Origin of the sequence: Photobacterium chitinilyticum, assembly GCF_004104355.1 — a bacterium.
Taxonomy (GTDB): Bacteria; Pseudomonadota; Gammaproteobacteria; order Enterobacterales; family Vibrionaceae; genus Photobacterium; species Photobacterium chitinilyticum.
Genome location: NZ_RJLM01000003.1, coordinates 426,109 through 450,141, shown reverse-complemented (window position 1 = coordinate 450,141; position 24,033 = coordinate 426,109). Strand labels below are relative to the sequence as shown.

Here is a 24,033-nt window from a genome sequence, read left to right as displayed (position 1 = left end):
GGAGCCGATCTTACGATTGGCTCCTTTATTTTTTTCTATATAAACCAGATCACGACTTAATCAAGTTAAATGCTTGCGGTATGGCATCTACCGTTGTGACCGTGACTTGTGTATTACCGCTTTCAACCTTGGTAGTCACCTGCGAATTATTACCTTCCAACTTCCATTCGCCTTTAACCATAAACCGGCTGCTTACGGGCTGGGACAGCTGATAGCGCCAAGATCTGCTGTAGATACTGACTTCTATTTGCTCGCCGTTGGTGTCGACTTGCTCTGGATCTTGCCCATCATAAAGAGCCAAATCTGGATTGACGACGCTGAGCGAGAGCTGATCGGCGGGTGTATTGGCCTTGACCATGATCTGCGAGCTGGTCTCGGATGCGAGTACCCAGTTAGACGCAGAAAGTGTGGCTGGCTCAAAGAAGGCGTAGGCTTCGACACCACTTTCACTGCGAACTGCATGCACCTTGTTGTCCTGCTGGAGCACGGTATAGGCAGGTTTAATGGCATCCTGTGCTTCTATTTTGATGGCATATTCATAGCGGCCGTCGGCAGGGGCTTTACCGTGATCAATCACCGCTGTGGCAAACTGGCCAGATGTTGGATTGCCATCATCCTCGTCGTTGGACTCTTGGGTTTGGTAGCTAAATCGAACCAGTTCATTGGCGGTATCTGCCACAAAGTAACGGTTGCCGGCGGGATCGAGAAGTGCCGTTTCGCCCGGAAGAGCCATTTCGGTACCCAAGGTATTGACGCTATAGCCGTTAATTTCTACAGGCTCAAGGTTAGGTATGCTGTATTGGAATAAGGTGGTTTCGGTGTCATGCAGGCCATCGGCATTTTGGATCCCCGAACCGAGAGCAATGACGTTATTGCCAAACATGAAATACGATTTATTGGCACGCAGGCTTTGTTGGCTATATTTTTTGTGACCGTGTAACTTCATGGCAAACATCGCACTGTCGCTCTCTAAGGTATTGGCACCCGAATAGCTTTCAGTAGACAACAGCATTTCTTCGATGCCCGCACCTGGCAGTTGATTGAGCACAGTTCGTAGTTCGCTATTTGGCAAATGGACGGTAGTGGTGCCAGGGTAGCGGTTCCAGTCCCACCCATCATGGCTGAATGCTCGTTTCGACAGGTTAGAAGGGGTTATTTCGAACTGACCATACTGCAAATAGCGGCCATAGAGGTTGTTGGCCTGATAGGTTTCATTTCCGACCAAATAACGGCTAAAGCCCCGGGCGGTAGCCAACCAGGAATTACTTGGTTCAGCCGGACTCTGTCCTCTGGCTACCGCCATAGATGCATAGTTCATGGCCCATACACCGCTCGGCTCGGCTTCGGCAGCAATACCTTTATATGATGGAAGGTGACGTAGATTGGCATAGGCGGCAGCCAGCTCGGTATCGACCGGCTCGGTGTTATCCGGCGAGCCCGCAAGTGCCAGCCACTGAAATGGTGTCGGTGAGATTTTCTGTTTTCCGTCGGGATGGCGACCACTTAACACAATAGGAGTGCGGGTTTCCTTGGTGTAGATACGCATCTTGAGCAAGACGTCTTTAATTCGCTCATGGGCTGCCTGTGAAATTTGGTAAGGGCTGTTACTTAAACCGAATATGGCACCGGAAAGTCCGTTAAAGGCATCTTTGCCGTAGGCTGGATAATGTTGCGAATGATGGAAGACACTGCCATCTGGTTTAAAGCCGCCGCCTAATCCATCTGATGCCAGCAGGGTTTTGCTGAGCCAGGATTGAAGTTGACGTAGCATAGCGGCACGTTCGGTTTGATCCGGTAATAGCAGGAAGCTCTTGATCATCCACTGCAGCTGGGTATTTAGAATATCGACATTTGATGAGTTGATCTGAGCGTCGGCTTCATAGATACGGCCAGTGGCATTAAACCACATCATAGACTGTTGTACCGGCTCAAGCAGTTGACTGTCCGCAAGCAGTTGTCGGGCGATGAACATGGCATTGAAGAATTCGCGGGTCTGGTAGCCGACATGCGTAATGATCTGGAAACCGGAACCACCTTCCCAGCCTTGGTCAAGAGCGTACCGGGTGGCGTCGACAAAGGCTTTCTCAAGTGCGGCACGGTTGGCATCAGAGAGTGACTGGCTCCGCAGGAACTTGGCCGTTTCGAGCATGGTCTTGCCTAGCGTACGGATGGACATGGTATCTGTCAGCATGGCAAGTGTCTCATCACTGACAATGCCTGCTTTGAGGAAGTTATGGCGCTTGGGATGGTCTAGAGGTATTCCGGTTGGTGAGCCGTCGGCATTGTAAGTGATATTAAGCGGGGCGTATTTCGCCAGGTTGGCATCGATTTTTGCCTGGGTGATGGTTGCCTGTGTCTTGACGGCAAGGTGTTGATCGAATTGGCGATACAAGGGAGCGCTATCTCCCTGGTTATCATCGAATACGGCATTGAAGTTAAAGCTCGGATTATCTTCCCGCAGCATCTGATCGTACATCAATAATGCTGTCCAGTTCTTGCTGGCCATGTCGACGACATTCGGATTAACGAAAGGTTGCTGGTAATCCGGTGTTGGCCAGCGGTTGTCAACCGGAACTGCCATCATGACTTGGTCGAAAAGCAGCGAGCCGGCTAAGTCTGGTGCTGTAACTGTTAATCGGTTCATGCCGGCTGTCGGTGTTCCGTCCATATCCCTGAAGGGGACAGAAATTCCTCGCCAGCCCTCGAAGTTCAGGGAATAGGAAAACTGAGCTTGCGAGCTGTCGTCTTTAGCAAACTTGAAGGTCATTGTGTTGTCAGAAGCCTGCTCGTTATAGACCCAGGCCATAAAGGTATAAGGTGTAATTTCACTGTCATCATCAGCATAATTGATTTTTTGGTGGAATCTTAGCTGGCTGTTGGGGCTATAGGCCCATTTTAGGGAATGGGAGCCATCTTTGAAATGCTCATCAGTGATAGCAAGCGGTGTCGTTGATGAGGAAGTGATAGCCTGCGGTAATCCATTTTCGAAAAAGTACATATAGCCACCGGGCTCAAGTTGTGCTCCTTTTCCTTCAGTTCCTTGCTTGCTTTCCACGTTTGTGGAAGAACCTGAATTGGTTAGGCTATCTGTGTTTTGAATACTTTCGTTTCCGCATCCGCCAAGGGCGAAAATTATGCACAGGGTGAGGTAATTAGGTTTTTTCCATGCTTTCACTTTTGTCTTTCCTTTCATGTTGTGATTTTGGAGCGAAAGGTTAGTGGAAGTTTTGTGGTTGTTTTTTGATCGAATTCACGTTCTGTTACATGTTGTAGCTTTCGAAGTCTTTTGTTGTTGTTTGTTGAATATATATCACAATAAATTGACTTACGAAGTCTTTCATATGTTTTTGTTGGTGTGATCCTTATCTCTTTAATCTTTCGTTTATTTACGTATATTGCCTTTTAGTTATTTTGAACTGCGGAACGAAAGGAAAGTTACATGGCGATATCACACCCAAAGCAAGCCCGCTTTCACATGATGGCAAAACCGGCAAGCTATCGCTGCAACCTGAAGTGTGATTACTGCTTTTATCTCGAAAAAGAGCAGATGATGCAGCAACCAGCAGAGAAAAAGCCTCAACCGGTAGCGACTGCCGAGCAGATGTCGGATGCTGTACTCAAACGTTATGTACGTGACTATATTGGTTCCCAGGATACAGACGAGATTGATTTTGCCTGGCAGGGAGGAGAGCCAACGCTAGCCGGGCTAGATTTCTACCGTAACGTGGTTAAATATCAGCAGCAGTATGCTGACGGTAAAACGATCACCAACAGTTTTCAGACCAACGCGGTCGCAATTAACCGTCAGTGGGCGCAGTTTTTTGCCGACAATAACTTCTTAATTGGTGTTTCGGTCGATGGTGCGCCCGAGGTGCATGACAAGTACCGGATTTCGGTTAACGGTAAACCGACGTTTGAGCGGGTAAAGCACGCTATTTCACTGTTGAAAGAGTTCAACGTCCAATTCAACACACTCACCGTTATCAATGATCAGAACTGGAGCAAGGGCAAGGAAACCTATCACACGCTAAAGGCACTAGGCTCCGAGCACTTGCAGTTTATTCCGATTGTCGAAGTTGAGCAGCACTGCCAGCAGAGTAATAGTGGCCATTATTCGCCAACCGCTGATGCTACATTGACCCACTTCTCCGTACCTGCCCACGGCTATGGCCAGTTTATGACGGCGATCTTTGACGAGTGGATCAAAGAGGATGTCGGCCGCATTTTTGTCCGTATGTTTGACAGTATGCTGGCGACGTGGATGGGCTATCCCGCCTCGGTGTGCGTTCAGGCGAAAGAGTGTGGTCAGGCAATGGTGATCGAGGCCAATGGTGATCTCTATTCGTGTGATCACTACGTTTATCCGGCCAATCGCCTCGGTAATATTGCCCTCACTAATATCGGAAAACTTGCGACCAGCAAGCAGCAACAGCGCTTTGGCAGCGCCAAATCGACCAAGCTTACCAGCCAGTGTCAGCAGTGCGAACTCAGGGCGCTGTGCCATGGCGGCTGTCCCAAGCACCGTATCACCCCGATTGCAGGGGAAAAGCACAAACAAAATTACCTGTGTGCTTCCTATCAACAGATCTTCAGGCATACCGCTCCGGCAATGCATCTTATGGTGCAGGAAATACAGCGCGGGGGAGTGGCAGCCAGTGTGATGCCGTTACTGGCAAACATGGATGCACATTAATACGTTTTAATTAAAAAGGAGTGAACAATGAGACTGTCCTCAAACAAGAAGACGGTACTGGCAGGCCTTGTGGCTGCTGCCTGTGCAATATCACCGGCAATGACGCTGGCAGCAGAGAAAGTTGAGCAACCAAACGTCCTATTAATCGTGATGGATGATTTAGGCTCGGCGCAATTAGACTTTGCGATGGATAATATTGACAAGGATACGCTGGCCAAGCGGCCTGTACCTATGCGTTACGATGGTGATTTCGACAGGCTATATGACGCAGCCAAGCGTTCGATGCCGAACATTACCCAGCTGGCCAATGAAGGCGTCAGAATGACTAATGCCTACGTGGCGACACCGGTTTGCGGTCCGTCTCGTGCCGGTATGATGACCGGGCGTTTCCCTCACAGCTTCGGCACTTACAGTAATGATGATGCCAAGCTGGGGATCCCGCTGGATATCAAATTGCTGCCTGCGCTGATGAATGAAAATGGCTATGCCACGGCGAATATCGGTAAATACCATAACGCCAAGGTGCGTAAGGAGTTCAAGCCGAAAGATCTGCAGAGCCGTGATTACCATGACAATCAGATCTCAATCGCCGAGCCAGGGTATGGACCGGAAGAACGCGGATTTGACTACTCCTATAGCTATTATGTATCGGGAGCGGCGCTGTATAACTCACCGACTGTTTTCAGAAACGGTGAGAATGTTCCGTCACCGGGTTACATGACTTATAACCTCACCAATGAAGCGATCAATTTTATCGAAAAAGCCAACGATAACGATCAGCCGTTTTTTATCAACCTTGCCTACAGTGTGCCCCATATCCCGCTAGAGCAGGCGGCACCGGCTAAATTTATGGAGCGTTTTAATACCGGCAACGTCGAGGTGGATAAATACTACGCCCACGTCAATGCGTCCGATGAAGGAATTGGTAAGGTTATTGATAAGCTAAAAGAGATGGGTGAGTACGAAAATACCTTGATTTTCTTCCTGTCGGACAATGGTGCCGTACATGAATCCCCGATGCCGATGAACGGCATGAACCGGGCGTTCAAGGGGCAGCGTTACCGTGGTGGAGTTCATGTCCCGTTTGTCGCGCACTGGAAAGGCGTTCTTCCTGAAGGCCGTGTCGATAATACAATGATTTCAGCCATGGATATTTTGCCGACAGCGCTTACGGCTGCAGGTATTCAAATTCCCGAAGAAATGAAAGTAGATGGTCAGAATATCATGCCGTTATTGAATGGCGAGAAGCAGATGCCTCACAAGTACCTTTACTGGGCCGGGCCGCGTGCGCTGCATTATGATTCAAGCAATGCAGATTTCTGGAGCAATTACTGGAAATGGATCACTTTCGAAACCAATGAATTTATTCCGAGCAAGCACACTGAAAAGCGTTCGAAAGGTGAGTGGGCAATCAAAGATCAGAAATGGTCGCTGCATTATTACGATGATGGCAACAGTGAGTACGAGCTATATAACTATGCTCAAGATCCTGCGGAGTCGATTAACCTGGCGGACAAACATCCAGAGAAAGTGAAAGAGCTGAAGACAGCCTTTTATAACTGGATAAAAGATAAACCGGCACCGGTTGCATGGGGACAGGACCGTTATGAAATCTTAACGGAGTCGGCCAAATAACCATGATGAAGGGCCTCGAAAGAGGCCCTTTTCTTGTGTGAATGAGTGAGATAAATAATCATGCAAAAAGAAATCAGTGCCCAGCCTCGCCCGACAATCCCCTACGAGCATCCTGATGCTGCCATGTATCTGAAACTGTTCAAAGAGAACCTGATCCGGCTACGACATAAAAAGCCTGCCTACTGCAGACATGACGAAGCAATTCGGCAGGTGTTTGATTCGAATTCAGATACTTATCAGGTCAGTCTGCAAGAACAGTGTGAGCAGTTGGTTCGTTACATCACCGAAGCTTTCGAACACTACGCTGTCTGGGACTATACCCATGCCTATTATCCCGGTCGCCCGAGCCAGCAAACTGCCAGAACGGATGCGATGGAAGGTGTCAGTAGGGTACTTCCGACGCTTGCCGCATGGTTGCATGCCAACGGCGAGACAACGACGGTGATCTCCGGGCTGAACAATAAAGCGATAGACGTGGCCGAGTTGCTGCGAACGGCATTTCTTGCCGGCACGAATCCTGAACACAAAGGGTACTGGGGACAGTTACATGACTACGACCAGCGAATTTGCGAAAGTGCTGATTTGGCGCTTGCCCTTTGGCTAAGTAAGGCTTGGGTTTGGGATAGTTTTAGTTCGATTCAGCAACAGCAGATTGCGGCGTGGTTCAAGCAGGTTAATACCTGCCAAACAGTCGATAATAACTGGCATCTTTTTCCGCTTACTGTCCAGTTGGTGCTTAAAGCATTGACTGGTGAAGATACTATTGCCCACGACAAATATGCTCGTATCAAGGAGTTCTACGTCGGGGACGGCTGGTTTCGCGATGGTGCCCGTGGTAACTATGACTACTACAATGCCTGGGGTTTTTTCTATTCGCTGTATTGGCTGGACCAGATAGATCCGGCATTCGATTCTGAGTTTATCCGCCACAGCCTCTCGACGTTTGTGGAAAAATTTCGCTATTTCTTTACGGCCGAAGGAGTGCCGTTCTTTGGCCGCAGCGTATGTTACCGGTTGGCGGCCTCTGCACCGTTGCTGGCAGCAATAGACACGCCAGATCCTTGTCTTTCTGTCGGAGAAGCAAAACGAGCATTTCGAACCAGTCTTGAATATTTCATTCGTCAGGGAGCTTTTCAGCATGGCGCACCTACACAGGGTGTTTTTGCCGATGATCCACGGCTGGTGGACAATTACAGCGGGCCGGCCAGTAGCTTTTGGTCGTTGCGAGCGCTGAACATTGCTTTGTTCAGTGGTGCTCGATCAGGTTTATGGCAGACAGATGAGGTTCCGCTCGAAATTGAAAAAGGTGATTTTTCATTTGAAGTTCCGGCTATTGAAGCAAGTATCATTGGAACTTTCAAAACGAAAGAGGTAGTGGTTATTTTTCATAATGACTATATCTCGGAGCAGTCCCCCTTTACACGGCGCCTGGCGCGACAGTTATGGTCTAAACGGATACTGGAGAAGCTGCTTGGTCGTGCAGAAAGGCCTAAAAATAACCTACTTCGTAAGGGGGTTACCTGTTACACCTCGAAAATGTTTCATTTCTTTTGATTTCGTAAACTTTCGCTTTGAAAGTATTTATGTGATCTAGATCTTTTTATTTGCTTTTGTTTTCAAATACTATTAAAGCGAAAGCTAACGAAGGTTTTGAGGTTATATATGTTTCTGGTTTCTTCCCGCGAAATGCTCCACAAAGCGCAGCTAGGCGGCTATGCTGTTCCTGCGTTTAATATTCATAACCTGGAAACTGTCCAGGTTGTCGTTGAAACAGCATCTGAAATGGCATCGCCTGTTATTCTTGCCGGTACACCGGGTACGTTTTCCTATGCTGGTACTGACTATTTAGTCGGTATATGCAAAGAGGCTGCCAAACGGTATGAGATGCCGATTGCTTTGCATCTCGATCACCACGAGTCTTTCTCGGATATCCGTAACAAGGTTGAGGCTGGGATCAAATCAGCAATGATTGATGGCTCGCACCTTAATTTTGAAAGCAATATCGAATTGGTTAAACAAGTGGTTTCATTCTGTCACCGCTGGGACTGTTCAGTGGAAGCGGAACTGGGCCGTCTCGGTGGGCAGGAGGATGATCTGGTTGTTGATGCCAAAGATGCGTTGTATACCGATCCAGAAGCGGCATTGGAATTCGTGACCAAGACAGGTATTGATTCACTGGCGATAGCGATTGGTACTGCCCACGGAATGTATAAAGAAGAGCCTCGGTTGGATTTTGACCGTTTGGGTATTATCCGCGGTAAAACAGATGTGCCATTGGTGCTTCACGGTGCATCCGGCGTTCCTGATGCTGATGTACGCCGTTGCATCGAGCTGGGTATCACCAAGGTTAACGTTGCCACTGAGCTGAAAATTGCCTTTTCTGATGCCGTAAAGCAGTACTTTATTGAAAACCCGAATGCCAACGATCCTCGTCACTACATTGTTCCTGGTAAAGAAGCGATGAAGAAAGTGGTAATGGAGAAAATCGCAGTATGCGATAGCGCCGGTAAGTTGTAATCACAAGAAATGGATAGCAAAAAAATGGCTTCAACTCCGAAGTTTCAGCAGAAGAAAATCGCCATTATTGGCGAGTGTATGATTGAACTGAGTGGCCAGCCATTTTCCACTCAGGAGCAAAATTTTGGTGGTGATACGCTCAATACCGCAGTTTATCTGTCTCGCTTGGTGCCGGGGCTGGCCCCCAGCTATGTGACCGGGCTTGGTCAAGATACCTATAGCCGTCAGATGGTATCGGCATGGCAAAGCGAAGGTATTGATACTTCAATGGTGATCGAGGTAAATGGCAAGCTTCCGGGTATGTATGCCATTGAAATTGACCCGCAAGGCGAACGAAGCTTCCATTATTGGCGCAATGAGTCTGCGGCCCGGCAACTGTGCCAGCACCGTGACTTTCCCAGTGTTGTCGAGACGTTAAAAGCGTTTGATCTTGTTTATCTTTCAGGTATTTCACTGGCCATTTTATCGGATCAGGACAAGCGTTCCTTGTTGCTGGCGCTGGAGCAGCTCAAGCAAAGTGGTGTTCGTATCGCCGTCGACTCCAATTATCGGCCGCGGTTATGGCGCAGTGGCTCAGATGCCTGTGAATGGTTAGGAAAGCTCTACCAGCTAAGCGATATTGCCTTGGTTACTGCTGAGGATGAGGATTTGCTGCTCGGTATGAAGAATTCCCCAGCCGGTATTATTGCTAAGCGGTTGCACTCTATGGGGGTCAAGCAGGTTGTTGTTAAGCTCGGTAGCGAAGGGGCAATGTGGTCGTTATACGGTCTCAACGGCATTGCCGCCGGTAACAAAGTGGATAACGTTGTCGATACGACAGCAGCTGGCGATTCATTCAATGCGGGCTTTCTGGCAGCTTGGTGCATGGGAATGGAAATAGATGAGTGTTGCCATTGGGGAAATAAGTTAGCGGCCCGGGTTATCCAGCATAAAGGTGCGATTATCCCGTTGGATCAGACTCGGTATATTACGGAACTAATGAGTATTTGATATGAACAATAAGTGGATTGAAACATTACGTGCACTACGAGTGATGCCAGTCATCCAGATTGAAGATGCCAAAGATGCAGTAAAGCTGGCCCAGGTGCTGAGTGACAATGGTTTGCCTGCTGCGGAAATTACCTTCCGAAGTGAAGCGGCTGCGGAGTCTATTCGACTGATCCGCGAGGCACTGCCTGATTTGATCCTATGTGCAGGTACGGTGTTGACTCCTGCACAGGTGGATCTGGCTGTAGAAGCAGGTGCTGACTTTATTGTCAGTCCGGGTTTCAACCCGACAACGGTGAAATATTGCCAAGAAAAAGGTGTAAAAATCATTCCGGGTGTGAATAGCCCTAGCCAAGTCGAACAGGCTCTGGAGCTGGGTGTTACAGCATTGAAATTTTTCCCGGCTGAAGCCTCTGGTGGTATTAACATGCTGAAGTCGTTGACCGGTCCATACGGCAATATTCAACTGATGCCTACAGGCGGGGTAAAGCCGACAAACCTGATGGACTATCTGGCCATTCCTCAGGTAATTGCCTGTGGTGGGACCTGGATTGCACCAACGGCAGCTATTCGTGACAACGATTGGGAAACGATTGCCAGCAACGTTCGTGAGACCTGCAAGTTAGTAAACGCCTAGGAGCTTGATGATGACAGAAAAGCACGTTGCCGTCTTATTGGCTGACGGATTTGAAGAAGGTGAAGCCGTTGTCTTTATCGATATTATGCGTCGGCTGGATATCAAGGTCACCGTATTGTCGTGCATGGAAACGACAGCACTGAATACGTACTTTGAAACTCGAATTACCGCCGATGATGTCCTGAAGAACGGTTACGACAATACCTATGACGCAGTCATGATGCCGGGTGGCCCGCAAGGGACGGATAATCTGTCGGCTAATCCGATGGTGATAGACTTTCTCAAGCGTCATATCAGTGAAGGCAAGTATATCTGTGCCTTGTGCTCATCGGGTGCCAAGGTATTGGCAGCGCATAATCTGCTGGAAGGTAGAGCATACACCACGGGTGATAAGCTGGCTGAGAAGTTCTCGGATGGCCAGTATCTCGATAAGAAAGTGGTAGTAACAGACAATTTCATTACCGGTAAGGGGCTGGGCGTTAGCTTTGAGTTCTCTTTCACTGTTGCCAAGATGCTGCTAGCCGATAATCAGGAAAAAGTAGACTGGCAGGCAAGTCATATCTACTTTGACCACTGGCCACTGGCCACTGGCCACTGGCCACTGTAATCGTGCCTATTGTTAGCTGATATCTTGAGGCTGCCCGATATGTGTTTGGGCAGCCTTTTTTTATGAATGTTTTTCAGACAGTTTATTTAATACCGCATAGTCGACATGGTAATCCATTGATATTAAAGCTACCTGCCTCACCCTGTCCTCTGCCATCATCATCGATTGAGGTCAGGACATTGTAGTTAGATTCAAATACCCCGCCGAGCGTAGCCTCTCCCTTTTCCGGATACCACCAGCTCAAATCTGCCACGACCACCGTCGGTGATAAATACGTATCAAGCTTGAGGGTTTGGTAAATTACTCGTCCGTTGGGCGTTTCAATCCTCACATTTTGTCCCTCCTTCAATCCCAACCGTGAAGCCGTCTCCGGATGCACACGAACTAAAGGCTCTGGGTGTACATTTCGCAGTGGCGAGATCTGGCGGCCATGGGAGAACATGTAGAGCTTGGATTTTGCAGTGGTCAAACGTAAAGGAAATGCCGGGTTATCTGCTGCCATCGGCCTGTACATTGGTAGTGGGTCAGCATTCATGGTGGCAAGTTGCGCACTGTAGAGTTCAACTTTTCCCGTGTGGGTCGGAAAGCCGTCGGTTAAGTACTTACGGTATCGGTGAGGCGATGTGGGCGGAAGCACCATTTGCAGCGCTTTGACGGTGGCAAAATCCAGCCCTCCGGGTTGAAGGAAATCATCCCAGTAGGCGGTATCTGACTGAGGATCGAGAACGCCCATAGTCTCACCAATGGCAGCTACGATCTGATGATCAGGGCATGCATTGCCTGTCTGTGCCAGCTTGGGCTGGTAGCGCACTGAACCGTCAAGTCCCTGTGTTATTCCCTCATACTCCATAAAACTGGCTGCCGGGAAAACGATATCTGCCATCATCGCCGTCGGGGTCATAAACAGTTCTGATACTGCTAAAAAGTCCAGTGCTGACAATGCCTGATGGACGGCATGGGTGTCTGGCCAACTGAGCAGCGGGTTGGCACCCATCACCAATCCCGCTTTTATCGGCATCGGGACACTGTGCAGTATTGCCCGGGTGATCCCTTGGTTGGTTGCGCGGAAATATTCCGGCAGTACTGGCGTTCCTGCACTGCATGCCCGCTTCTGCGTCGACAGGGCATGTACTTCCTTGTCGTCATAAGGCCAGCGGCCAGATACGAGAGACGGTGCGTGGCTCTGGAATTGGCCGCCGGGAATATCCAGATTACCGGTGATCGCCATTAGCATGGCAATGGCGCGGTTGACCTGAAAGCTGTCGGTGTTGTGATCAAGGGCATTGCCGCTGATAATTACGGCGGGCTTGGATTGCGCGTACAGGCGGGCAACTGACAGAATTTCTGCTGAACTGATCTGTACCTCTTGTGCCAGTTGTTCGAGATCATAGCGAGCCAGGTGCTGTTTGAGCTGATCAAAACCCTCACACCATTGGGCGACAAATTCATGGTCGTAAAGCTGCTCATCGATAATGATTTTAAGCAGTGCGAGTGCCAAGGCCAGATCTGCCCCCGGTTTAATTGGCAGCCAATGGTTGGCTTTTTTAGCGTGGCGGGTGTATTGCGGATCAATGCACACCGTTTTTGCGCCACTTTTCAGCGCAACATTAAGCTGCTTTACATCGCTAAAGCGGGTTTTGTACTTATTGACCCCCCAAAGCATGATACAGCGCGTCTGCTCGTTGATATCATGAGATGGGTTATAGCCTAGGGTATACTCGCGGCCGAGTTTGGTCGGTGCCCAGCATACGGTTTCCGGCCCGACGATATTAACGGTTTGCAAGCCATTGGCCAGCCGTAGCAATTGGGTATACATGAAGTCCTTGGAGTAGCCATAGGCCATGAAGACACTATTCTGGCCCCATTGTTGCTGTGAAGCCGTTAGCTGTTTAGCTGTGAACTCAATCGCCTCTTGCCAGCTAATGGTTTTCCATTTGCCTTCGCCACGCTTGCCCACTCGCTTCATCGGTTGGGTTAATCGTTGGGGGTGGTTCATCAGCTCCAATGCATTAAGACCTTTTCGGCAAAGCTGGCCACCGGATACGGGATCGTGTCGGTCACCGGCAACGCGGCTCTTGCCGTCTGGTTCGGTGATGATTTTTAACCGACATCCGCTACCGCATAGGGCACAGCTTGTGGTAGTGACTTCTGTCTGAGCTGGCCGTAACTTTGATTGACTGAACATTAGTACCTCGAAATAAGACGAATGCTTTTGCCTGGTTTAGGATTTTGCGTCTTGTGGAACACAATATTCAGCAGGGGATGCTTCACTTTTAATTAAGGTTTTCCCCATCCCCACTAACAGCAGCGATACAATCGGCGTTAGCCATACATACACGGCATACTGGGCATAGACTAATGGGCTGACACCCAGTGTTGCTGTCATAAATGCGCCCGCAGTTGTCCATGGCAACAACATTCCGGAGGTCATCGAGCCTTCGCTCAGCAGTCGGCTCAGCATTTCAGGCTTGAATCCACGTTCTGTATAAACCCCTTTGTACAGCGAGCCATTGAGGATCATCGATAGGTAGACTTCGCTGGTGGCGACATTGGCCAACACACAGGTACACAATGTGGTGAATACCAGGCTGACGTTGCTTTTGACTCGCGGCAGGATTTTTTCCATCAGGACAGCAAGGAAGCCGGCCTTTTCCAGCAGGCCACCCATGCACAGTGCGACAAAAGCAAGAGAGAAAGTCCACATCATGCTCTGGATACCGCCCCGCATCAGCAGCTTATCCGCCAGTTCGGAGCCTGTAGACTGGGTGAACCCGTAGTTTAAGGCTGCGAAGATATCGGTCAGGCTATTTTGTTGCAGCAATCCGGCGACAAGCGCACCAACCACAACGCCCCCAAATAGTGCGATCTGCGAGGGGATTTTGGCGAACGTCATAGCCAATGTAATGATTATCGGTGCCAGTACTACCAAGTTCATATCAAATGTCTGGCTCAGTGTTGTTTGCAACTCAGCAATGTGCCCAGTTCCGCCTGTTTCTGTACCGACATAAAAGACGCCCATGAAATAGTAAGCAACCGCAGATAACACCAACACGATTTTGTTGACCTTATTGACGGCTTTGAGGTGATTGCCAACACTGGTTCCGGCGGTGGCCGAGGCGAGAATCGTGACATCTGAGACCGGAGATAGATTGACGCCGAATACGCCGCCCGAAATGATCATTCCGGCAATAATAGGAAGCGGCACGCCCAAGCCGATCCCCATACCGATCAGTGCTACCCCGATTGTTGAAGCTGCACCCCAGTTAGTGCCTGTTGCATAGGTTATCCCGCAACACACCAGAAAACCGGCAGGAAGGAAGAGTTCGGGCGATACCATGTCGAGCCCATAGTAAATCAAGGCCGGAATGGTTCCGGCCAAGATCCATATCCCGATGATCATACCGATAAGAAGAAACGAGAACATTGCGCCAGTGGCGTTTTTAAGACTCTCGCCCATAACTTCAATTTGTTGATCAAGGTTATAACCGCATCGCCAGCAAAATAACATTGCTAATACAACAGAACCAATTAGCAAAATATGAACATCAAGGTTGAACACCATGATGCCAATAATCAGGGACAAGGTTATAAATGAGAGTAAAAATACAGCTTCACTAAAGAATGGTAAGCGCGTGCTAGATGAATGATTTGCCACAATTAATTCCATTAAAGAAATGCTATGGAGGTGCGATTCTAAAGTGTGAAAAATAAATGGCTGTGATATAACTCTTTGTTTTGAAAACTCTTAAGTTCATCGTGTTAAGTTTGTTAAACAAATCAAAATTTGGGGTTAAATTACCATTTCTTGTGAAGACAGCAGCGTTTTGAACTTTTCTACCGGTAATGGCATGGAAAATAAATTTCCCTGCCCATAATCACACCCGGCAGCAGCCAGCAAAGCGCGTTGCTCATTAGTTTCAATACCTTCGGCTACTACTTTTAAACCGAGTTTATGGGCCATGACAATTATAGCTTCACATACCGCTAAATCTTCGGAATCTGGTTTAAGGTTGCGGACAAATGACTGATCGATTTTGATATTGTCGACATGGAATTTTTTTATGTAGGAAAGCGAAGAGTATCCGGTGCCAAAGTCATCGAGTGAGACTTCAATGCCGGCATCGCGGAATTCAAGCAGCTTGTCAGTGACTGTTGTGCTGGCATCAAGCAATAACCCTTCGGTGATCTCTACAGCAATGGCTTGTCCCGGTAGGCCAAGTGAGCGGAGGTGGTCCAGCCATTGTGAGATGTCATTTCCCTTGTCGCGGAACTGCTGCGGGGACTTGTTAATGCTGATTTGAAAATCAGGGTGGTTTAGCTTCCGCCACTGGGCAGCCTGACGGGCTGCTTGATGGAACACCCAGTCACCGAGCTCGATAATAATACCGGTTTCCTCGGCAACAGGAACAAACTCCACCGGGCTGATCATACCGAGAACCGGATGCTGCCAGCGGATCAGCGCTTCGGCCTTGGCCATATTGCCTGTCGCCAGCTCGACAATTGGCTGATAGTGAAGTTGTAACTGGTTGCTGTTAAGTGCAAGCCGCAGTTCATTGGCCAGTTGTCGACGGTATAGTGCTTTTTCCTGCATCGATGTCGTGAAATAGCGGTAGCAGTTTCGCCCTTGTTCTTTGGCAGCATACATGGCTTGATCGGCGTTTTTCAGCAGGGTATCGGCTTTCGTTCCGTCTTCAGGGTAGAGGGTAATGCCGATACTTGGTGAAATATAGATAGTCTCAACACCCAGCGTGAATGGGGCAGAAAATTGGTAGAGGATTTCTTGCGCAATACGTTCGGCACTGTGTGTGTCGTCTTGTTCACTGAGAATGACTGTGAACTCATCTCCGCCTAAGCGTGAAACGGTATCGGTATCGCGGACACAGTTTCGCAGGCGCTGTGCGACGTCAACGAGCAGCTGGTCACCGATATTGTGGCCAAGAGTATCATTTACTTCCTTGAAGTGGTCTAGATCAAGAAACAACAGAGCCATGGGACGGTTAGCCCGGTGCGCTTTCCTCTTTTCTTGCTCCAGCTGGTTTAGAAACATATGGCGGTTGGGGAGGCCTGTCAATGCGTCAAAGTTGGCTTGGGTCCAGATGATCTCATCAGACTTTTTCTTGTCTGAAATATCTGAGAACTGGGCCACCCTGCGATGGGTCGTTCCATCACTATTGTAAATGGAGTTGACTGTCAGCAGGGCTGTATAGGCTTTCCCGCTTTTGTGGCACTTTTGGATCTCACCTTGCCAATGTCCGTTGTTGTTGAGTGCTCGTAACATGTCTTGTATAACATTGTCGTTCTGATGACGTGATAACAGCAGTTTGGGACTTTTGCCTTTTACGTCATTCTGCGAATAGCCGGTAATCTCTGTAAAAGCAGGGTTGGTAGTAATAATTTCACCATCGCTGTCGGTGACAACCATAGCCTCACTGCTGTTTTGATAGACCATAGAGGCCAACTGCAGGGATTCTTCGGCAAGCTTGCGTTCGGTTATGTCCAATATGCCTGCAATCGCAAACTGGACTTGCCCTTTGACCCGGTAGCAGGCAATCGTCACGTGAACATATACAATATCGCCACCTTTGCGGATAAAGCGTTTATCCAGCGAGTAGCCGTCAATTTCGCCCGCTATCATCCGATCAAACTGATCTAAATCCAGCTGTAAATCATCAGGGTGGCTGAGTTCCTGCCAGGTTAATTGAAGTAGCTTATCTTCGCTGTAGCCAAGTATTTCGCATAGCCGTGGGTTAGCACGAAGCCAGTTTTTATCTGGGTGGGTGATAGCAATTCCTATGTTGCCCAAATCAAATTGGGAGCGAAATAGGAATTCACTCTCTTTCAATGCCTCTGCTGTTTTATCTCGCTGTAGCCGTCGGACAAACAGCATTCCCATTGCAACCGTTATTAGCGGATAAATGAGTAACACTGGAAAGGTAATATTCGAGAGCACCTTCAGTGCCAGTCCCCAAGGTAAAGTGAACATCAGTGCCAGCATAGTCATGTGGACAATGATGCCGAAAAGGTATATTTCGCGAGCTGACAAATCTGATAACGGACGTCGACGGTAATAGTGCCAAGCTATCCCTAGAGCGCCAGAAGCAATGATAACCGTAACACCGGTTATTGCGGCTTCGCCACCTTGGTAAAGACGCAAGGTGGCGGTCATTACCATGGCAATAATGGTGGGAATTGGGCCGAAGAAAAGACCGGAGATGCCGAGCAGTACCGAGCGGGTATCAAAGATTATTCCCGGCGAGTACTCCCAAGGTGTAAGCATAATGACAGCGCCAATCAGCCCAAGAGCAAAGCCCATGAATACCTTCCAGAGCGAGTCGAACGAGTTACGGCTGCGACTGGTTGCCATGTCGTAGATAAAAATCATTGCCAGCAATAAGGTGGCATTGTGAGTTAGAGCGAGAAGGCTGGCGTGATTCATGCCTAAAGATGGTCTCTTATCTATTGGGCGGGATAATGTAATTTTTTGTTACACCATTTTTCTCGATGATAGCAATTTTTGACAAGTATTGAATATAGCCCTTTCTAGTATTGTTCCTCATTATTGCCCTGGTACCTGCAACCGCTCAGGTGAACGAGTCTGGTTTCCATTAAGTACGTTGGTGTTACTGGTTTTTATATAGCTCGGAAACCAAACTTAGATCACATTTTAATTCGGAATCGATACGGTTTCTATTGTTTAGCTAAAACGGTTTAGCAATAATGTGGAAAATTAATTCTTGGAGTTGAACAAGATGGCTAGAGTGTGGGTTACTGGGGATGCGGTGGTTGATCTGATCCCAGAGGGAGCAGGAACTTATCTGAAGTGTCCGGGTGGTGCACCGGCCAACGTCGCGGTGGGAGTTTCGCGTCTTGGCGGTGATAGTGCTTTCTTCGGTCGTGTTGGAAATGATCCGTTGGGGCGCTTCATGAAACAGGTGCTCACAGCTGAAAGAGTCAATACCGAAAAGATGATCCTAGATTCTCATCAGCGTACTTCAACCGTGATAGTCGATTTGGATGACGAAGGTGAGCGCAGCTTTACCTTTATGGTTAAGCCAAGTGCTGATCAGTTTACCGTGCCGGAAGACGTACCGGCATTCCAGCCCGGTGAATGGCTACATGTTTGCTCAATTGCTTTGGCGAATGAGCCTTCCCGTTCGACAACCCTCGATGCGATGAAAGCAATGAGAGCGGCTGGTGGTTTTGTTTCGTTTGATCCAAACCTACGAGAAGAAGTGTGGGTAAAGCCCGAAGAATTGAAGCCGGTCGTACTGGAAGCCGTTGCGCAGGCTGACGTGGTAAAATTTTCCGATGACGAGCTATTGTTGATTACGGAAAAAGAGTGCCTGCAGCCGGCACTGGCTTGGTTACACGAGAGTTTCAATCTACCGTTGGTGATTGTTACCCAGGGCAAAAAAGGGGCGCTGGTAGTTCAGGCTAAGTGTCAGCAACTGGTAGCGGGACGTCCTGTTAGCCCAGTTGATACAACAGGTGCCGGTGATGCTTTTGTCGGTGGGTTGCTCGCAGGGCTTGCTATGAGTGATGACTGGCAGCAGGCAGATAAACTATTGGACATTATCAAGCAAGCCAATGCGTGTGGTGCGCTTGCCACAACCGCAAAGGGGGCAATGACGGCCTTGCCGACTGCCGATGAACTGACTGCGTTTCTTGCAGAGGCAGAGTAGGGAAGTAACAGACATAAAAAAACCGGGCCAAAGCCCGGTTTAATATTTCAATCAAAGAGTTCAGTATTAAGCTAGTGCTTCCATCTGACCTTTGATGATTTCAGAGTGAGTACCGAATACTGCCTGGAAGTTGTCGCCTTTCTCGAATACACCGGCCGCACCAAGTGCTTTCAGACGAGCAGTGTCAACTTTAGAGCCATCGATAACTGTTACACGTAGACGAGTGATACAAGCTTCAAGGTCTTTGATGTTAGCTTTGCCGCCGAATGCTTCAGTGATTTCGATAGCAAGGCCGTCAGAACTTGTGTTTACCTCAGTCTTAGACTCTTCTTCGTCTTCACGACCAACTGTTTTCAGGTCAAGCGCTTTGATTAGCGTAACGAATACTAGGAAGTAGATAACCGCGTAGACAACACCGATTACTGGTAGCAACCAACCGTTAGTTGACTGACCGAACAGTAGGGTAAAGTCAAACAGACCGTGGCTGAAAGTAGTACCGTGCTTAATGCCCAGCAGAATCATTACTACGAATGCAGAACCCGCTAGTAGTGCGTGAGCAACGTAAAGAATCGGAGCAACGAACAGGAATGCGAACTCAATTGGTTCAGTGATACCTGTTAGGAATGAAGTCAGTGCAGCAGAACCTAGGATTGAAGCAACTTTTAGCTTGTTCTCAGGCTTAGCTGTTACGTACATTGCAAGACATGCTGCAGGTAGGCCGAACATCTTGAACATGTAACCACCAGCCAGGTTACCCGCTGTACCATCACCTGCTAGGTAGCGAGGGATTTCACCGCGAACAACTTCACCAGCAGCTGTTGTGAACTCACCAACTTCGTAGAAGAAAGGTGCATTCCAGATGTGGTGCAGACCGAATGGGATTAGAGAACGCTCAACAATACCGTAGATACCAAATGCAACTTCTGGAGACTGGTATGCAGCCCACTCAGAGAAAGTATGGATACCGGCACCGATTGGCTGCCAAACGAAAGCAAGGATACCGGCTACGAAACATGCAGCCAGAGAGGTTACGATTGGAACGAAGCGTTTACCGCCGAAGAAGCCAAGGTAAGTTGGTAGCTTAATATCGTGATATTTGTTGAAAAGTTGTGCGGCTACCAAGCCCATGATGACACCACCGAATACACCGGTATCTGTGCCTTCTGCAACAACACCCAGTACGCGGGTCATTGTTAGGTAACCAAGAGCAGCTGCCAGAGCGGCAACACCGTCGTTTTTGGTAAAGCCCAGTGCAACACCGATGGCAAATAGCAATGCCATGTTGGCGAACACACCCAGACCGGCCTCGGTCATTACCTGTGCTACGATTTCAGGTAGGAATTTAGCAACTTCCGAGTTACCACCGATACCTAGAAGGATACCTGCTGCTGGCATACATGCTACAGGTAGCATGAGGCTACGCCCCATTTTTTGCATAGTACTAAAAACGTTCATTTGAACCCCCATTCATTATGAACTTTATGACAATATTTTTAGATTAAATATATAATTAAAAATGCTTAGTAACGCTAAAATTAAGATATCTAGTGAGTGATCTAGACAAATAATAAAGCGGTGTAACTGTTAAGATATCAGGTGAATATTAATTTGTTCGTATTAAACTAATAAACCCTACTGATTATCCTTGTTCAAAAACACGTCTTACGAAAACGTGAAGAACCTTCTTAATGCTACTTTATTTAAGTTTTATTAATTAGAGTTCTATCGTTCTATGTCTCTCCAATTGATGTAGCTAATCATATGTCAGGTTTGAAAATAATTACGAGTTGTACGTCACACTGGATGTAACATAGTGTAATTTATAGTTTCTTTAGGTAACGAAAAAAGCGTCTTGTGTAAGTATTACGTAACTTTGATTAAGTTTGACGGTAATGAATAGTCATGATGGAAGAATGGCGCTTAAGTCTAACATGTTGATTTTAATGGTTATACCCTGGCTGTTTGTGTGATTTTTCTTTGTTACATTGGTGTTCGTAGAAAGGTACAGGCGAAACATTATTCAAATTGCTAACATTGTAGCAAGTTACGATGTGAAACCATGCACTTATTGTTGCGAACATTTATACCTTAGATATTGAAATAGCTAATTGCTGTCATGATTAAGGTAAGCTGTAACTTTGGATTTATTTGTTATCAATCCAAGCCTGTATATTAGAGGTAAATATTAAGCTTTGAAAGGTTAATCATGATAGATGATAAGCACAGAAACTGGATGATTTTTATATTAGCGTGCTGGCGAATAATTTCAGTGGAATATCACCAGCACTATATCGAACTATTATCGCTTGTTGACTAGCTAAGCGTCCAAAACGTTGTTGGCTGCCAAAGCTGCGGTTGCTTGGCAATGAACTGCATGCGTGTTGCATCCTCGGGTGTGAATACTCTGGCAGTCATGACGTATTCACCGCCATTAATAAAGAGCTCTAGTGAGGAGCGATCAGCCAGTACCTGGATATCAACATTATTACCGCTATGCCACGGTATCTCTCGAACAAGCTCGCCGTCAGTTGGCAATGCCCGGCTGCGATCGAGCAGAATACGTTGGTTATCGGCATCAAGGACAAAATCACAGTACTGCTCGCCATTATCCATCAGACGAAGTGTTATCTGCCCAGTTTCCGGCCACGTCAGTGTCGTTTTCAATTCATAATTTTTGCTGTCGAGCTGTAGTGTATGACAAGACGATTCAAGGCGAGGCACGTGAATTTGCTCTTTTCCTCGCAGTGTTTGCAGTTCGCGGGCCGGGCGTTGATATAGCTTACCGTTTTCCCAGCTTAGTTCACGTAAGCAGGTCAGCTGGTGAAGCCAGCCATCTTGGTTGCTCGGTTGCTCGGTTTCATCGGGTAGTCCCATCCAGCCTATAAGCAAACGACGCCCGTCCGGGGTTTCGGCAGTTTGCGGGGCATAGAAGTCAAAGCCAAAGTCGAGAGTGGCAAAATCGCCAATCGTTAGCTTGTCTTGCCTGTCCAGATCTGCTTTGACATAACCGTTATGGTGAGGAATGTTGTAGTGCTCGCTCGGTGACTCGATACCCTGCGGACAGATAATTCCTACCAGCTGGCCATCTATTTCAAACAGGTCCGGGCATTCCCACATGTAACCAAACTGACCGAGCTCATCACCGTACAGGCCTCTATAGGACCAATTGTACAGGTCATCAGATCGGTAAATGGCAAGGCGGCCTTGAAGCTGGTTGTCTGGGGTTTGTTGTTGGGCGCCTAACAGCATCAGCCAATGATCACCGTGCCGGACTAGTTTCGGGTCGCGGCAGTGGGGGGTGACTGATGGCGGTAGTTTGTCGATAACAGGCCCATGCTTAATGAAGTGAAGGCCATCTTGGGATGTTGCCAGGCATTGGGTTGTAATACGGTCGCGTTGCTCGCCGATACGGACATTACCTGTATAGAACAGCAGCAGTTCATCGTTATTGCTGACAGCATGGCCGGAAAATACCCCATGGCTGTCGAACCAGTCTGACGGGCACAGTGCTATTCTCTGGGTCGTCCAGCTCACCAGATCGGTGCTAGTAACGTGAGCCCAGTATTTATCCTTGTGGTCGCAATCGAAAGGATATACCTGATAGAAAAGGTGGTACTCGCCCTGATGGTATATAAAGCCGTTTGGATCATTGAGCAGACCCTGGGGCGGTGCGATATGCCATGTAGGGCGATGGGCTGAGGCTGATATTTCCTGAACTTCTAGTAGCTGCTTTCGCTGGTTGGCCTCAATGAACTGGCCGAGCTGCTGCCATTCCTGCTTCGTGAGATAGGGCTCAGGTTGCCAGGTTAGCTGAGAGAGTTGGTTATTAAAAGGCAGCTCGGCAACGGCTGAAGTTCGAAGAGACGGGTCCTTCAGCTCGATGATTACCTGCTCCTCAACACGTAAGGCTCGCAGTAAATTGTCGTTGCCACCGCAAGCGGTGATCAGTTCTATCAGTGTCATTGGTGATGGCCTTAAATTGCTAGCTGTTGTCGTGCTTAGCAATATGCAGATTTTAATATTTTCGGGAACGTTCCAAAAATAGAGCAGAATTGAAGCTTAAGCAAGTTGCGATTGTGATAATCGCAAAGCTCAAGGAAAAAGTGTGCGGAGGATCGAACTATAGTTAGGAAATGTGGTGTCGAAAGTGGGGAAGAGCTGCTTAGCAGCTCTGTCGCGGCACCCAGTCAAAGCCTAACACTAGCTTGGCAACTTGACTTCGACCCTGCTCAATGATTTCCAGTAGCATTTTGGCAGCGTTACTGCCCGCGGGTTCAAAGGCATAGGCAAAGGTTGACAGTCCGGGTGTCACTACTGATGCCATTTCGTCGTTGCCGACACCGACAACCTTAATGTCCTTACCGGGCTTGAGGTCAGAAGCAATAATGGCCTGGATTGCACCGATGGCAATTCGGTCAGTGGCGCAGAATATACCGTCAGGCCGTTGATTGTCAGCCAGTAGTCGGGTCATTTCCTCGCGGCCGGAATCAATCGAGAATTGGCCTTGGGTATGAAATTGAGGTGTCGATAAACCTATGTAATTCAATGCATTAGAGAATCCATCGTAGCGTTGGCGGTCAACAGCGATATCATCACTTTTTACCCCGAGAAAGCCGACAGATCGGCAGCCGGCGCGGTGAAGCTGTTCGGCTGCGCAGTAGCCAACTCGGTAATCATCATGAATGACGCTGGGAATGTTATAGCCTGATCCATCCTGACCAATTAACACGACTGGCGCCCTGGAGCGTTTGATCGCCGTGATCAGCGCATCGTCAATATGGGTCGCGAACATCACAATGCCTTCGACCCGTTTTTGGTTGAACAGCTCGATGTACTGGATCTCTTTGCCGGCCTCTAGTCCGCTGTTGGCCAGCAATACGTGCTTGCTTGCCTGTTCAAAGGTTTTGCTTAGACCGTCAACGCCTTGTGATACTGCATTTGAGGCTACGCGGGGTACGATGATACCTATCAAGTTGGTTTTATTAGATTTTAAATCTTTAGCTACTTGGTTAACCACATATCCGCATTCTTCAATTGCGCGGCGTACTTTAATTTTGGTCGCTTCTTTTACGCCATATTCGTCATTAATCACTCTAGAAACCGTGGACTTAGACACCCCGGCCAGACGTGCGACGTCGTGTAAGCTCGCCATAAATACTCCTTAGTTTCAGCCATGATCATCCACATTCGGGATAGTTTGCAATTGAGATCCGGTTTTAGCCCCTAATTGAGTGATGATGATCACAATAAACCAGTGATGATCGGATTTTATGCC

General features: G+C 48.2%; 15 protein-coding genes. 8 read left to right on the top strand and 7 right to left on the bottom strand.

Annotated features, from left to right (window positions below):
- Positions 1–49: 49 nt before the first annotated feature.
- A complete protein-coding gene (locus EDI28_RS10915) occupies positions 50–3,175 on the bottom strand; it encodes a chondroitinase family polysaccharide lyase (RefSeq protein ID WP_128783875.1) in 3,126 nt (1,041 codons plus the stop codon).
- 264 nt (positions 3,176–3,439) lie between these two features.
- Here EDI28_RS10915 and EDI28_RS10910 point away from each other — a divergent pair, with 264 nt between their 5' ends.
- The 7 genes from EDI28_RS10910 to EDI28_RS10880 all read left to right on the top strand — a co-directional run bounded on the left by EDI28_RS10910 (position 3,440) and on the right by EDI28_RS10880 (position 11,076).
- The gene (locus EDI28_RS10910; RefSeq protein ID WP_164918533.1) at positions 3,440–4,693 is read left to right on the top strand and encodes an anaerobic sulfatase maturase; all 1,254 of its coding nucleotides are present in this window, start codon (positions 3,440–3,442) and stop codon (positions 4,691–4,693) included.
- Between the two features lie 27 nt (positions 4,694–4,720).
- Complete coding sequence (locus tag EDI28_RS10905) at positions 4,721–6,328, top strand: sulfatase family protein (RefSeq protein WP_128783874.1); 1,608 nt, start codon at positions 4,721–4,723, stop codon at positions 6,326–6,328.
- Between the two features lie 60 nt (positions 6,329–6,388).
- The gene (locus tag EDI28_RS10900; protein WP_128783873.1) at positions 6,389–7,882 is read left to right on the top strand and encodes a DUF2264 domain-containing protein; all 1,494 of its coding nucleotides are present in this window, start codon (positions 6,389–6,391) and stop codon (positions 7,880–7,882) included.
- A gap of 108 nt (positions 7,883–7,990) precedes the next feature.
- The gene (locus EDI28_RS10895; RefSeq protein ID WP_128783872.1) at positions 7,991–8,845 is read left to right on the top strand and encodes a tagatose bisphosphate family class II aldolase; all 855 of its coding nucleotides are present in this window, start codon (positions 7,991–7,993) and stop codon (positions 8,843–8,845) included.
- Between the two features lie 24 nt (positions 8,846–8,869).
- Positions 8,870–9,835 carry a sugar kinase gene (locus tag EDI28_RS10890; protein ID WP_128783871.1) on the top strand — a complete coding sequence of 322 codons (966 nt, stop codon included), beginning with the start codon at positions 8,870–8,872 and terminating at the stop codon, positions 9,833–9,835.
- A gap of 1 nt (position 9,836) precedes the next feature.
- Entirely contained in the window at positions 9,837–10,469 is a 633-nt protein-coding gene (locus EDI28_RS10885) for a bifunctional 4-hydroxy-2-oxoglutarate aldolase/2-dehydro-3-deoxy-phosphogluconate aldolase (RefSeq protein ID WP_128783870.1), read from the top strand.
- Between the two features lie 7 nt (positions 10,470–10,476).
- A complete protein-coding gene (locus EDI28_RS10880) occupies positions 10,477–11,076 on the top strand; it encodes a DJ-1/PfpI family protein (RefSeq protein ID WP_199287410.1) in 600 nt (199 codons plus the stop codon).
- Between the two features lie 82 nt (positions 11,077–11,158).
- On the opposite strand, the gene EDI28_RS10875 is transcribed toward EDI28_RS10880, so the two are convergent.
- The 3 genes from EDI28_RS10875 to EDI28_RS10865 form a co-directional block, all read right to left on the bottom strand.
- Complete coding sequence (locus tag EDI28_RS10875; protein ID WP_128783869.1) at positions 11,159–13,261, bottom strand: molybdopterin-containing oxidoreductase family protein; 2,103 nt, start codon at positions 13,259–13,261, stop codon at positions 11,159–11,161.
- A 36-nt stretch (positions 13,262–13,297) separates the two neighbouring features.
- On the bottom strand, positions 13,298–14,731 hold the full coding sequence (locus EDI28_RS10870) for a Na+/H+ antiporter NhaC family protein (protein WP_164918532.1): 1,434 nt from the start codon (positions 14,729–14,731) through the stop codon (positions 13,298–13,300).
- A gap of 135 nt (positions 14,732–14,866) precedes the next feature.
- Positions 14,867–17,512, bottom strand: coding sequence for an EAL domain-containing protein (locus tag EDI28_RS10865; RefSeq protein ID WP_128783867.1), 2,646 nt, complete (start codon positions 17,510–17,512; stop codon positions 14,867–14,869).
- A 313-nt stretch (positions 17,513–17,825) separates the two neighbouring features.
- Between EDI28_RS10865 and cscK the strand changes: the two genes are divergently transcribed.
- Entirely contained in the window at positions 17,826–18,758 is a 933-nt protein-coding gene (gene cscK, locus EDI28_RS10860; RefSeq protein WP_128783866.1) for a fructokinase, read from the top strand.
- 66 nt (positions 18,759–18,824) lie between these two features.
- On the opposite strand, the gene ptsG is transcribed toward cscK, so the two are convergent.
- From ptsG to EDI28_RS10845, 3 genes are all read right to left on the bottom strand, one after another.
- Positions 18,825–20,213: a PTS glucose transporter subunit IIBC gene (gene ptsG / locus EDI28_RS10855; RefSeq protein ID WP_128783865.1), complete on the bottom strand. Its 1,389-nt coding sequence runs from the start codon at positions 20,211–20,213 to the stop codon at positions 18,825–18,827.
- Between the two features lie 858 nt (positions 20,214–21,071).
- Positions 21,072–22,721 carry a glycoside hydrolase family 32 protein gene (locus EDI28_RS10850; protein ID WP_128783864.1) on the bottom strand — a complete coding sequence of 550 codons (1,650 nt, stop codon included), beginning with the start codon at positions 22,719–22,721 and terminating at the stop codon, positions 21,072–21,074.
- Positions 22,722–22,920: 199 nt separating this feature from the next.
- On the bottom strand, positions 22,921–23,910 hold the full coding sequence (locus EDI28_RS10845) for a LacI family DNA-binding transcriptional regulator (RefSeq protein ID WP_128783863.1): 990 nt from the start codon (positions 23,908–23,910) through the stop codon (positions 22,921–22,923).
- Positions 23,911–24,033 lie beyond the last annotated feature (123 nt).